Source organism: Staphylococcus sp. Z5-21 (genome assembly GCF_056529615.1).
Genome location: NZ_CP096462.1, coordinates 2,298,881 through 2,312,422 on the forward strand (window position 1 = coordinate 2,298,881; position 13,542 = coordinate 2,312,422).

A 13,542-nucleotide genomic window follows, 5' to 3' on the forward strand; every position below is an offset into this window, starting at 1 on the left:
ACGGAAATAAGTTAGTGATTTTAATCTGTGAAGCCTTAGAATTAGATCATTTCCCAGGAAATGCATTATGATTAAAGTTTACCCATGCCCTCAATAAATGCTTCATATGTGATTTCATTCTTTGAAAACTTCGAAACAAGCATATACATTTTTTCATTTTTTGTATATTGCGTTTTATAGAGTATAGTCTCTGCCTCTTTTTCTTCCGGTAATGGCTGATTGATGTGTGTTTGTCTTGAGAAAGCGGCAAAATAACGCATGCCCAATAAGCGTTGTGAGTTGGCATTGATATGAATGGCATCTGGGTTAGCCGTAATATCTTGTGCCGTGACGTAATAAGAATTTGTTGTTAATTGCGTAACACGTTTGAGTGCCTCATTGATTTGTGCATATTCTACTGCACTTTGACCAAATGCTGCTTTGCCTAAAAAGTCAGGTAATAATCCGACAATAAATGGTACTTCAGGAATATTTAACTGTTCTCTAAAATAATTGATCAACGTTTTCAATTTCTTGTCATAGTCTTGGTAGCGTTGATTTAAGCTATCACTCTCACCTTGATGCCACAATATCCCAATGATTTCACTCGTTTCTTGAGCAAATGTCGCCTCTGCAAGTGCGTGTCGTGTCAGTATTTGATTCGGCGCCCAATCATCAATCGTTGTACCACCGTCAGCGCACGGAATTAAACCAATCGTTTTATTTGGGTGTTTATCCAACCACAATTTTGCAAAAGAAGCAGCCGGACCAATGCCAGCGACTGAGCGATCACTATGAATCGGCTCCTCCATCATTTGCCACTTACCATTTCTTAACATCATCATCCGTTCATCAATGATGGGCGGTACTTCATCTATAAATCCACGTCCCGCCATATTTGATTGACCTACCAGTAGAATTGATTTCATATATAACTTCCTTATATCGATATTTATTTAATATAAGTATCATACTATATCCTTAAATTCGTTGAAAATATAATCACTCTATGAAAACTCCAATGAATGTTCACATTTATTACGTTTGATATATACCTAAAACGGAAAATAATTATAGAAAGCAAAAAATTGGAGGACTTTACTATCACAAAAGTATTCGTAACAGGTGCCACTGGATTAATTGGTACTAAATTAACACAAAGATTATTACAAGAAGGCTATGAGGTCGCTGGCTTTACAACTTCGCAACAAGGTAAAGCGAAACTTGTAGATGCAGGCGTCGAAGCTTACATTGGAGATATTTTAAAATATGATACTGTCGAAGCTGCAATTTCAGATTATAAACCAGACATTATTATGAATGAAATTACAGATTTAAAAAATGTAGACATGTCCGCAAATACAAAAGTAAGAATTGAAGGTACGAAAAACCTTGTTGAAGCAGCGTTAAAAAACAATGTAAAACAAATGCAATCCCAAAGTATTGCCTTTACTTATGAAGGTGGCGATACTCTAGCTACAGAGGAAACACCACTGGATACTCAATCAACTGGCGACCGTAAGATTACAGTGGACGGTGTAGAAGGTTTAGAAAATGAAACTGCACGAATCGAAAATAGTGTTGTGCTTCGTTATGGCTTACTTTATGGACCAGGCACATGGTATGGCAAAGATGGTATGATTTATAACTCATTTAAAGAAGATACTGTCACAATGACAGATGGCGTTCAATCATTTATCCATATCGATGATGCTGTTGAAGTAGCAATTCAGGCACTTAACTTTGAATCAGGTATCTATAATGTAGCGGATGATGAACCAGTTAAATGTGACGTTTGGGCAGCATGGTACGCTGACTTATTAAACGTTAATCCACAACTCAATATCCAACCAGCTGAAACTCATGAAAGAGGTGCTTCGAACGCTAAATTCCGCGCTCAAGGCGGTAAACTAATCTATCCTTCTTGGAAACAAGGCATGGCTCCAATTAAATAAAGATAGTAACAATTAAGTTTTGATGATGAATCCCCCCTAAAGTTGAATGTTAATTTCAACTTTAGGGGGGATTTAAGATTTTATCATCCATTTCATTATTACTTTTTTAATCACATAAAATCAGCAAATCTATCTCTAAAATGCATATGTATGATTGAACCCAATATATAAAGCAAAATAACAAGCACAATATTATATATTGTTAAATGCCAGTGGGTAATAAAATACCATTCATGATGTAATATTGCTGCTCTATATCCTTCTGCTAGAAAATAAATGGGATTTAATTTCATAACGAACATCACTATGTCGTTATTAGGTAAATATAATATCGAAGAAACAAAGAAAACCATTCTCATTAAAGCTTGTAAAATTAAATGGATGTCTCGAACTAATATACTTAATGTGGATGCTACTAATGCAATAGCATTTGTTAAAATAAGTGCATAAACTAAGTATAGAAGTAATTGTAACGTATATATAGAGGGATGATATCCTCCAATAAAACAAATAATCATAACAATGATTAATAAAAATAGATGCCCATAAAATTACTGAAAACGACATAACTTGGAATTATCGAAAGTGGAAAATTCATTTTAGCTACTTGATTAAACTTTGATATGATAGATTTACTACCTTCTAAGACACCTTCGTTTATAAAAAACCACATACTAATACCAACAATTAGCCAGTAAATAAATGGAACGCCTTCCATCATCTTATTACTTCTAAGTGCCAAACCAAAGATAAACCAAAAAACTGCGATTTGCATAATCGGATTAATTAATTCCCATACCATGCCTAGATAATTGTTCTTATTAGAAATTCTTAACTGAAATTCAGCTAATCTTCTTATTAAGTATAAATTAGTCAATTGTTCTTTCATTACAAAATACGTTGATTTCATAAAAATCCAACCACTCTTTCAAGAGATATGCCAATAATATCTACAAAATAAATGCTATAAATAAAGATAGAAGCAACTTTTAATAGGTTACAACATTAAAGATTTAAAAACAATATATTGAAAGTACAAAAAAAGACAAGACACCTGTAAAATACAAATATTTTGTCATAGTTATTGAGCTTAATTGAGTTTTTAAGACTGTCTCTCTCTAATATAGCTGTATTTATTGTTTTACTGCTTTTTGATAAAAGTAATTCGCCACAACGATATCTACAATTGCGACACCAACGGATTTGAAAATGGTTATTTCTTCATCAGACAACCGTCCTGCTAATTTCCCGGCAACGATATGTCCTAATTCACCATGTAATCCATCTTTAGCAAACACACCTTCATTAACTGGATTGATTAAATCACCTGTTTCAGCCATAGCCGCTTTATGAGCCTCCACTACGACTTTATCTGCCTCTGCAATAGCTTGAGATGGGAGTTCTTGCATATCAGGTTTAAAAGAACCAACTGCATTAACATGTACCCCTGGTGATAAATGTTTCTGAAATACTGGTGTTGTCGCATTCGTTGCAGTCACAATTATATCTGCATCAGTCATTGCTGATTCAACATCTTCATATACATATAACTCTAAATCACGATGTTGATGCTCGACATCTTTTGAAAATTTAAGTGCTTTGTCATAAGTACGATTATAAAATTGAATACGTTCAATATCTCTAACAGCAAGTACCGCTTCTATCAGTCCTTCTGCTTGATCACCCGTTCCAATTACACATAGCGTCTTAGCTTGTTCACGTGCTAAATATTTTGTAGCAACACCCGAGATTGCACCTGTACGTATTTTTGTTAAGTAAGAACCTTCTAACACTGCCAACGTTTCACCTGTTTCATAGTCTGAAAGTGTTACAGAACCAACAATGGTAGGCTTACCTATTTTTGAATTATTTGGAGCCACGGTGACCGTCTTAACACCAGCTACTTTCAGCGTATCAGAAAGTGCAGGCATGACCAGATACCGATTGGCTTCATTGAATGGTAAAGAATACCGCAATGGTGTATCTGTTTCACCTTCAGAATATGCTTTAAGTGAGTCTGCCACCACTTCCACGATTTCTTCCATATTTAATAATTGTGCTTGTTCTTGTGCATCTATATAACGCATAAGCCACCCCTATTCATCTTAATCGTCTTCATGATCTATAATTTCTGTTTTCTTTTCCAACTTAGATATCATTACTAAAAATAAAACAAAAATGATTACTATGACTAACAAATATTTCCACATGGTTTGACCATCCAAATATATAGAAACAAAAAATAGTGTTGCTAAAAATCCATAAAATATCATATTACGAACAAATAGCAACCAGTAGTCTACTTTAATACTAAACCACGGTTTTATATTTGGGTCTTCTGTTTTAATGCTGTACCTCGTGGTGATGACGCCTCTAATAATCGCATATATCAATACTAAAATCATAATCGCTGTCATTATTTTTGTATATAACGGGTCATCCAAAAAATCTGAAAGTATCGTTAGCCCTAAACTAGTTACGATAGGCAACCAATCTGCATTTTTGGCGTTAGTATTTTTCATTAGCAATCACCTTCAATTTGTCTATATTCCGTTAATTTCAACGTAACATATTTTCATTGAAAATGAATTAGAAATTAAAATTTAATTGCACAATATATTTAAACTATTGAACCGTATAACCACCATCTATCAAAATCGCTTGTCCCGTGACACTTTTCGCACTATCGCTACACAAGAATAAAGCATAATCAGCTATATCTTTAATATCTAACAAGCGTTTTTGAGGAATTAAAGGATATAAAACGTCTTCAAGTACTTGTTCTACTGCCACACCACGTTCTTTAGCTAAATCATCCATTTGATTACGCACTAACGGTGTATCAATATAACCTGGACAGATAGCATTCACTGTAATACCTTCTGTAGCGGTCTCTAATGCGGTTACTTTTGTTAAACCAATAATCCCGTGTTTCGCGCTATTATAAGCCGCCTTACCAGCAAAGCCAATCACACCATTAATTGATGCCATATTTAAAATACGTCCTGATTGTTGTTGTTTCATAATAGGCAACGCATATTTTGTACCTATAAAACTACCCGTCAACATAATATCAATCATCTGTCTGAACTTTTCTGTTGGGAATGATTCGATACTTTCAACATGCTGTAACCCTGCATTATTAAATAAAATATCTAAGCGTCCATATTGTTCAACTGTTTGATCGATCATAGCTTTGACAGCTTGTTCATCTGTGACATTCACTTTTATTGGCATACAGTCATATCCCTGGGATTTCAATGCATCTGTTTCTTGAATTAATTTATCTTCATTCAAATCAGCAAGCACCACTTTGGCACCATTTTCTAAAAATACTTTTGCTATCGCTAGCCCAATACCACTCGCTGCGCCTGTAATAATTGTTACTTTATCTTTTACCAATTACGCCACCTACTTTAAATGATTTTCGAAATGTGCATCCGTATGTGCTTTAACGTCTTCTAAAGTTGTGTCAGATTGTAATTCAACGAGTTTCATGACACCCGCTTCAAATTGAAAAACAGCTAAATCTGTAATCAACGTATTGACTACACTAGCACCTGTTAACGGTAATTCACATTGTGATTTTATTTTGGACTCACCATGTTTATTCATATGATCCATAATGACAACTACTTTTTGTGCTCCGACTACTAAATCCATCGCGCCGCCCATACCTTTAACAAGTTTGCTTGGGATCATATAATTCGCTAAGTCCCCTGTTTCTGAGACTTCCATGCCACCAAGTATGGCTAAATCGATATGTCCGCCTCGAATCATCGCAAATGATTCTGCATTGTCAAAGTAAGACGCCCCTTTAGCAGCTGTTACAGTTTCTTTACCCGCATTGATTAAGTCTGGATCCACTTCATTTTCAGTCGGATATGGTCCGATACCAAGTAAGCCATTTTCAGATTGAAAGTACACATTTTCAACATGGTCATTCATTTCATTCGCAACCAATGTAGGCATACCAATACCTAGATTAATTACCATATCACTTTTAATTTCTTTAGCAGCACGTTGGATAATTTTTTGACGTTGTACTTTTTTATCCATGATTGGCCTCCTTCACTGTACGCTTTTCAATACGCTTCTCAAAATGTTCGCCGACATAGATGAAATCTACATACACACCTGACATATGAACGGCATCCGGATCAATTTCTCCTACCTCTACAAGTTCTTCTACTTCAACGACCGTTGTTTTAGCTGCCATCGCACATAATGGATTGAAGTTCCGTGCTGTTTTTTCAAACACTAAATTCCCGAATGTATCTGCTTTTTGTGCTTTGACAATACCAAAGTCACCTGTTAGTGTGCGTTCCATTAAATAAGTTTCTCCATCAAATTCACGCGTTTCTTTACCTTCCGCAATGGGTGTACCGACACCTGTTTTTGTATAAAAAGCCGGTATACCCGCGCCTCCAGAACGTAACTTTTCAGCTAATGTGCCTTGCGGTGTCAATTCAACATCTAATTCACCATTAATCAGTTGTTGTTCAAATATTTTATTTTCTCCTACATAGGAACTAATCATTTTATCTATTTGCTTATATTCTAATAAACGGCCTAAGCCGAAGTCATCTACGCCGCAGTTGTTACTCACAACAGTTAAGCCTTTTGTACCTTTTGTACGAATTGCTTCGATACTATGCTCAGGAATACCACATAACCCAAAGCCCCCAGCAAGTACTGTCATTCCATCTTCCAAGCCCTCAAAAGCTGTATGTATATCTTTAATTACTTTCGACATTATTAAACCTCATTTCTAACATTTGTTTTTAATACCTAGTACTAATTATACTTGAAAATTATAATGAAGTCCTTTATTTATGTTTGCGGTTTTATAGTAGACTCATCATTTATAAATTTTGAAACATTTAAATAAAAAAAGAGGCGATAATCTTTTAAGATTATCAACCTCTCGTTTAATTACGCTATTTCAATTTGGAAACGGCGGACAACTGTGCCATCTTCCAGTGTCGATGATTCAATTTCTTCGCCACCGTTATGCTTAATGACTGCTACAGACGCTTCATTATCTTCCGTACATGTCACTAATGCTTCTCGAACACCGATTCTTGATAGGTAATCCAATGATTTTTTCAGGATTTTATTACCAAACCCTTTACCACGATGTTTCTTACGGATACCGTAGCCAACATGGCCGCCTATTTTTTTAAGCTGTTCATTTAAATTGTGACGAATGTTCGCCGCACCGATAATTTCATCATCCTCTATTAAGAATAATGTGGTATTATCCACTGATTCATCATGTGACTTATTATCAGCTAATTCATGTACTAACTCTTCAAAATTACTATATTTTGTAATATTTGTAATTGTAGGGACAATTTTTTCATCATGATCAATCCACTCTCTCATATAATCACAATACATTAATTCGTCACCCATTGTTAACTCTCTAAATTCAACCATGTTGACACTCCTTCCTTTCTCGACCTACGTTTATAAATGATTATCATGTGTGTTGATATAATACACATAATGATCTGTCCATTGTTCATTTTCAAAAATAAAACCTTTGCGCACACATTCGAATTGAAAGCCTAACTTTTCAATCAATTGGATAGATGGATTATTATCCAAATTAATATGTGCTTCAATTCTATGAAAATGTAATGTGTCGCGTGTTTGTTTTACTAATTCAGTTAAAGCTTCGTAAGCAAATCCTTGATGCCAATATTGATTATGAATAAAGTAGCCAATTTCTGCCCATTGGAATTGATCTCTACTTAAGTTCTTAATATTGAGCATACCTATATGTTGATGTGCTTTATCAAAAATACCAAATATATATAAATCATCCGCTTCAATCGCTTGTTGCTGTCTAGTCACCATTGCCGCGAACCAAGGTTCTGTAGCATCTGACATATCTACTTGACCTTTGTCATGCCTATATTGTGATGGCTTTCTATTTACAAACCCACTTAACCATGATTCGTAATCATTTTCTTCCAACGGTCTAATGATAAGACGTTGTGTACTGAAATGCAACCCCAAATTTTTATGCATTTAAAATCCCCTTATCATGTTCACTCGCACACTTTATCTATTACATAATGAATAGCTTTGTGTTTTATTGTTATCACAACATCACTGATGTATGCAATAACATGCTTATACCTATTTAATACCTTTTTATGATGCTTTAAAACTTTATTTAACGGGTATACATATAAATGTAAGCGTTACTAATAAAATACGAGTATATTATACAATACCAACTATTAAATAAATCAAATATAAGCCAACAGAGATTTTGTATCTTAGGAGGTGTTTTTTATGAATAACAATAATACTTCAAAAATTTTCTTTACCTTTTTCGGTATCTTATCATGGTTATCCACCGTCATTCTATTTATTTTACCGACGCTATCACCTTATCAAGACTATATTAAAACACAAGGTGGTATGTCGACCGGTTGGGTTGTGGTGTTACTCGCATTTATTACACTATTTTATATCGCCATCTTGATTATGGATATTTATAGTCCCTTAACGACACAAGTCATACAATTTGTATTGTTAACTGTCGTAATCGTTTGTGCCATACCGTCCATTACTGCTTTTGTGCTTGCATCATTTGTCGTAGATATAAGTATTATTGAAATCTTTATACCTATTGTACTTATTATTTTAGCAAGTATGTTACACATCTTATGGTTTGCTATACCATTTATGCAAAATAAAGAAAATCGTGAAGCTGCGCAAAAGTCTAAAAATCCTTTCAAATAATAATAACTACTAGTCTGTGAATATGTATTGATACCGTATCACAGGCTAGTTTAATTATGTTCAAATTTTTATATTAAATGATATCTTCTAGAATCTTCCTTATTATTTCATTTTCAGACATTTCTTGGTATAGATACGTTTCTTGGTTTACCTTTAATATGTCATTTTCAACAAACCAACGCATCATTGCTTCTTCACCAAAATCTGTTTCATCTTTCAAATGGTGTCTTCTTACTGTTTCATGAAATGGTAGTTTGAAATAATAAGCGTATGCGTCTACGTTAATTTGATTCATTAAGCGCTCAATCATTGAACCGTATTTAGCACTATTTAAAATACCTTCTAAAATAACATAATCGCAATGTGCGATGCCATAATTCACAATGTCTTCTATAAGTTGAATGGCTAAATTATTAGGTTGGTCAGGTACATTCAACATATTGCGACGTATGTCATCTTGCCCTACTAACATCACACCTGTGCCTAATGTATGTTGCAATTTCTGTGCGATCGTCGTCTTTCCACTGCCAGAGTTACCTCTAATGATGATTAACTTTGTCATATTTATCACACTCCATACAATAATGTGTTGTCATTATATAGTAAAAACGCTTGGAGACATATCATCTCCAAACGTTTTAAACTTAATTTTGTACTATATTCACTCTGCTATACATGAACGGTTATATTTATTTAATTGTACCTAGTTCTTTACCAACTTTTTCAAATGCTGCTAATGCTTGATCTAACATTTCTTTCGTATGTGCAGCTGTAGGCATATTACGCACTCGACCTGTACCTTTAGGAACAGTTGGGAATACGATGGATTTTACATATACGCCTTCTTCTTTCAAACGACGACTAAAGGCTTGTGTTTCTTTTTCATCACCAATAATAACAGGTGTGATTGGAGATTCTGAATTACCTATATCAAAGCCTAATTTTTTCAAACCATCTTTAAGATAATTGCCATTTTCCCAAAGTTTATCATGTAATTCTGTAGAAGCCATTAGTTTTTTAACTGCTTCTGTGATGGCTTTCGTATCTCCAGGTGCTAAAGAAGTTGAGAATAAGAAAGGTCTTGATTGTGCTTTTAACCAGTCGATTAATGATTGCGTACCTGCTACATAACCGCCAACGACACCAATCGCTTTTGATAATGTACCAATTTGGAAATCAATCTTGTCTTGTAAGCCAAAATGTTTAACCGTACCAGCACCTTTACCCATGACACCAGAACCATGTGCATCATCAACATATGTGATTAAGCCAAATTCTTCAGCAATTTCTACGATTTCTGGTAGTTTAGCAACATCACCATCCATACTGAAAACACCATCAGTAATGTACATTACTTTATTGTATTGTTCTGATTCAACGGCTTCTTTTGCTTTAGCGCGTAAATCTTCCATATCTGAATGGTTTACACGAATAATCTTCGCTTTAGATAAACGACAACCATCAATAATAGATGCATGATTTAATTCATCAGAAAGAATTGCATCATTTTTATTCATAACTGCTGAAATGGCAGCCATATTACAGTTGAATCCAGATTGATATGCAATTGCTGCTTCAGTACCTTTAAATTCAGCAAGTGTTTTCTCTAATTCATCATGTACATCTAACGTCCCATTGATTGAACGCACAGCACCGGCTCCTACACCATGTGTATCAATTGCATCTTTTGCTGCTTGTTTCAAATCTTCGTTTGTTGCTAGTCCTAAATAATTGTTTGAAGATAAGTTAACATAATTTTTCCCATTGATAGTAATTTCAGGTCCATTGGCGCCTTCAATTGTATCTATCTCATTATATAAACCATTATCTTTTAAATATTGAATATTTTCATCTAAAAAGCCATGTAGTGATTGAACCACTGCAAGTCCCCCTTTGAGTTATCTTAGTTTTCAAGTTAATCATAACCTATTTTTTAAATTGTGGAAAGTAGAATAATGATATATTAGAAAGCGTTTTCTACAATTTAATAGCATTGTTAATTATTTGTACCTACAGTTGCTACAAGTAAAATGATATAATGGATGAAAATGCTGAAGGAAGAAGGGTTGAAGTTGTTTGATTGGTTTCAACTAGCACAACAAAAAGAAAGTAGGATGGCGCAAGTACGTCGTTATCTACACCAATATCCTGAATTATCATTTGAAGAACATCACACACATGACTTTATCATGAATCAATTAAGTCAATTATCTTGCGAGATACGTACACCAGTTGGTAGAAATGGTATTGTTGCAACATTCAAAGGACAGGGTGATGGCCCTACAGTTGCCTTACGTGCCGACTTCGATGCCTTACCAATAGATGAATTAACAGACGTATCATATAAATCTAAAAATCCAGGTGCCATGCATGCATGTGGCCATGACGGTCATACAGCAATCTTACTTGGTGTGGCAGAAATTATTGAGAATCATTTATCCTCACTAAATGGCGATGTTGTATTAATCTTTCAATATGGTGAAGAAATTATGCCAGGCGGCTCACAAGAAATGATTGATGATGGTTGTCTCAGCAACGTAGACAAAATTTATGGTAATCATTTATGGACAGGTTATCCAACAGGTATGATTTATTCACGTCCTGGTGCTATGATGGCATCTCCCGATGAATTTAATATCACCATTCAAGGTAAAGGCGGCCATGGTGCTAAACCTCATGAAACGATTGATCCAGTAGTTATTATGGCAGAATTCATTATGAGTGCTCAGAAGATTGTCTCACGAACAATTGATCCAGTTAAACAAGCTGTAATAAGCTTTGGTATGGTTCAAGCAGGTTCAGCCGACAATATTATTCCTGACTCTGCTTTCTGTAAAGGCACCGTTCGTACCTTTGATACAGAAGTCCAAAGTCATATTATCACTAAAATGGACAAATTATTGCAAGGTCTTGCTCTAGCAAATGATATTACTTATACATTGGATTATGTTAAAGGCTACCTACCTGTACACAATCATCCAAATAATTATGAAATTGTTAAACAAGCTGCAAATGAGATGAATTTACGTTTCTATGAATCTGAGTTAATGATGATTGGTGAAGATTTCTCACACTATTTAAAAGTTCGCCCTGGCGCATTCTTTTTAACTGGTTGTGGTAATCCAGAAAAAGAAACTACACACCCACATCATAGCCCGAACTTCAATATTGATGAAAAGGCAATGAAATATGCAGCATGCGAATTCCTAAAAATCCTTGAACTCGAAAACGTAATTGTTAAAGCACCTTAGTCATTGCATGACTTAGGTGCTTTTATGCATGAGCTTTAGCTCAAGTAAACCTTACTAGCCTTAGTCATTGCATGACTTTATAGTCTTACTTTTCAGCTGTACTGAATTAGTAAGACTTATGCATTCGCATAAGCGAATGTATTCCATTATATAAAGATAAATCAAAACAGGCGATGTCACTATTAAGTGACGTCGCCTGTTTTTACATTAACTACCAACTAATGCATTAAGACCCTTAATTCTGAAACTGAATTGATTTTGTTTACATTAGCTAGCAGCTAATGCACTAAGACCCCCTAATTCAGAAACTGAATAAGGGGGTCTATGAAAAAAGAGACTCCCTAAGGAGCCTCTTAAAAATCTATCAAAGATAGAAAATTATATTATTCGTTGATTACAGTAACAACGCCTGATCCAACAGTACGTCCACCTTCACGGATAGAGAAACGAGTACCGTCTTCAATAGCGATTGGAGAAATTAATTCAACATCCATTTCAACGTTATCACCAGGCATAACCATTTCAGTACCTTCTGGTAAGTTAACAACACCAGTTACGTCAGTAGTACGGAAATAGAATTGTGGACGGTAGTTAGTGAAGAATGGTGTATGACGACCACCTTCATCTTTAGATAAAACGTAAACATCCGCTTTGAATTTTGTATGTGGTGTAATAGTACCAGGAGCAGCTAAAACTTGACCACGTTGTACGTCATCACGTGAAACACCACGTAATAATGCACCAATGTTGTCACCAGCTTCAGCGTAGTCTAATAATTTACGGAACATTTCTACACCAGTAACAGTTGTTTTGCTTGATTCTTCTTGCATACCGATGATTTCGATTTCTTCACCGACTTTGATTTGACCACGTTCAACACGGCCTGTAGCAACAGTACCACGACCAGTGATTGAGAATACGTCCTCAACTGGCATCATGAATGGTTTGTCAGAATCACGTTCTGGTGTTGGAATGAAGTCATCAACAGCTTGCATTAAGTCTAAGATTTTTTGCTCATAGTCAGCGTCGCCTTCTAAAGCTTTTAATGCAGAACCAGAGATTACAGGTACATCGTCACCTGGGAAGTCATATTCGCTTAATAAGTCACGAACTTCCATTTCTACTAATTCTAATAATTCTTCATCGTCAACCATGTCAACTTTGTTTAAGAATACAACTAATGCTGGAACACCAACGTTACGTGATAAAAGAATGTGTTCACGAGTTTGTGGCATTGGGCCATCAGCAGCAGATACTACTAAGATAGCTCCGTCCATTTGTGCAGCACCAGTGATCATGTTTTTAACATAGTCAGCGTGACCTGGGCAGTCAACGTGAGCATAGTGACGTTTGTCAGTAGTATACTCGATGTGTGAAGTATTGATTGTAATACCACGTTCTTTTTCTTCTGGAGCGTTGTCAATCATGTCATATGATTGTGCTACAGAGTCACCATTTTTTGCTAATACAGTTGCGATAGCAGCTGTTAAAGTAGTTTTACCATGGTCAACGTGACCAATAGTACCAATATTGGCATGTTCTTTTGAGCGGTCAAATTTTTCTTTAGCCATTATAAAATCTCTCCTATTCGTTAG

General features: G+C 35.1%; 14 protein-coding genes and 1 pseudogene. 3 read left to right on the forward strand and 12 right to left on the reverse strand.

The window, feature by feature from the left end; all coding sequences use genetic code 11:
- Positions 1-71: 71 nt before the first annotated feature.
- Positions 72-908: a sialate O-acetylesterase gene (locus M1D64_RS11520; RefSeq protein WP_069838215.1), complete on the reverse strand. Its 837-nt coding sequence runs from the start codon at positions 906-908 to the stop codon at positions 72-74.
- A 174-nt stretch (positions 909-1,082) separates the two neighbouring features.
- On the opposite strand from M1D64_RS11520, the gene M1D64_RS11525 reads away from it, so the two are divergent.
- Positions 1,083-1,934, forward strand: a complete 852-nt coding sequence (locus M1D64_RS11525) for an NAD-dependent epimerase/dehydratase family protein (RefSeq protein WP_069838237.1) — start codon at positions 1,083-1,085, stop codon at positions 1,932-1,934.
- 110 nt (positions 1,935-2,044) lie between these two features.
- On the opposite strand, the pseudogene M1D64_RS11530 reads toward M1D64_RS11525, so the two are convergent.
- The 8 genes and pseudogenes from M1D64_RS11530 to M1D64_RS11565 all read right to left on the reverse strand — a co-directional run bounded on the left by M1D64_RS11530 (position 2,045) and on the right by M1D64_RS11565 (position 7,973).
- Positions 2,045-2,844 (reverse strand): annotated as a pseudogene (locus M1D64_RS11530) (ABC transporter permease).
- A 223-nt stretch (positions 2,845-3,067) separates the two neighbouring features.
- Positions 3,068-4,021 carry an ornithine cyclodeaminase family protein gene (locus tag M1D64_RS11535; protein WP_041079808.1) on the reverse strand — a complete coding sequence of 318 codons (954 nt, stop codon included), beginning with the start codon at positions 4,019-4,021 and terminating at the stop codon, positions 3,068-3,070.
- An 18-nt stretch (positions 4,022-4,039) separates the two neighbouring features.
- A complete protein-coding gene (locus tag M1D64_RS11540) occupies positions 4,040-4,456 on the reverse strand; it encodes a hypothetical protein (protein WP_041079809.1) in 417 nt (138 codons plus the stop codon).
- Between the two features lie 103 nt (positions 4,457-4,559).
- Positions 4,560-5,336 (reverse strand): 3-hydroxybutyrate dehydrogenase, encoded by a 777-nt coding sequence (locus tag M1D64_RS11545; RefSeq protein WP_002484138.1) that lies wholly within the window; start codon positions 5,334-5,336, stop codon positions 4,560-4,562.
- A gap of 9 nt (positions 5,337-5,345) precedes the next feature.
- Positions 5,346-5,993 carry a 3-oxoacid CoA-transferase subunit B gene (locus tag M1D64_RS11550; protein ID WP_115338676.1) on the reverse strand — a complete coding sequence of 216 codons (648 nt, stop codon included), beginning with the start codon at positions 5,991-5,993 and terminating at the stop codon, positions 5,346-5,348.
- Positions 5,986-6,690 carry a CoA transferase subunit A gene (locus M1D64_RS11555; protein ID WP_041079811.1) on the reverse strand — a complete coding sequence of 235 codons (705 nt, stop codon included), beginning with the start codon at positions 6,688-6,690 and terminating at the stop codon, positions 5,986-5,988. Before M1D64_RS11555 ends, M1D64_RS11550 begins: the two co-directional genes overlap by 8 nt.
- Positions 6,691-6,869: 179 nt before the next feature.
- On the reverse strand, positions 6,870-7,376 hold the full coding sequence (locus tag M1D64_RS11560; protein WP_002484147.1) for a GNAT family N-acetyltransferase: 507 nt from the start codon (positions 7,374-7,376) through the stop codon (positions 6,870-6,872).
- Positions 7,377-7,406: 30 nt separating this feature from the next.
- Positions 7,407-7,973 (reverse strand): GNAT family N-acetyltransferase, encoded by a 567-nt coding sequence (locus M1D64_RS11565; RefSeq protein WP_069821688.1) that lies wholly within the window; start codon positions 7,971-7,973, stop codon positions 7,407-7,409.
- A gap of 270 nt (positions 7,974-8,243) precedes the next feature.
- Between M1D64_RS11565 and M1D64_RS11570 the strand changes: the two genes are divergently transcribed.
- Positions 8,244-8,696, forward strand: a complete 453-nt coding sequence (locus M1D64_RS11570) for a hypothetical protein (RefSeq protein ID WP_002484149.1) — start codon at positions 8,244-8,246, stop codon at positions 8,694-8,696.
- A 73-nt stretch (positions 8,697-8,769) separates the two neighbouring features.
- On the opposite strand, the gene M1D64_RS11575 is transcribed toward M1D64_RS11570, so the two are convergent.
- Both M1D64_RS11575 and M1D64_RS11580 read right to left on the reverse strand, forming a co-directional pair.
- Positions 8,770-9,258: a kinase gene (locus M1D64_RS11575; protein ID WP_002484150.1), complete on the reverse strand. Its 489-nt coding sequence runs from the start codon at positions 9,256-9,258 to the stop codon at positions 8,770-8,772.
- A gap of 127 nt (positions 9,259-9,385) precedes the next feature.
- On the reverse strand, positions 9,386-10,576 hold the full coding sequence (locus M1D64_RS11580; protein ID WP_075339834.1) for a glycine C-acetyltransferase: 1,191 nt from the start codon (positions 10,574-10,576) through the stop codon (positions 9,386-9,388).
- Between the two features lie 192 nt (positions 10,577-10,768).
- Here M1D64_RS11580 and M1D64_RS11585 point away from each other — a divergent pair, with 192 nt between their 5' ends.
- A complete protein-coding gene (locus M1D64_RS11585; protein WP_480977569.1) occupies positions 10,769-11,947 on the forward strand; it encodes a M20 family metallopeptidase in 1,179 nt (392 codons plus the stop codon).
- Between the two features lie 383 nt (positions 11,948-12,330).
- On the opposite strand, the gene tuf is transcribed toward M1D64_RS11585, so the two are convergent.
- Positions 12,331-13,518: an elongation factor Tu gene (tuf, locus tag M1D64_RS11590; RefSeq protein WP_002484153.1), complete on the reverse strand. Its 1,188-nt coding sequence runs from the start codon at positions 13,516-13,518 to the stop codon at positions 12,331-12,333.
- Positions 13,519-13,542 lie beyond the last annotated feature (24 nt).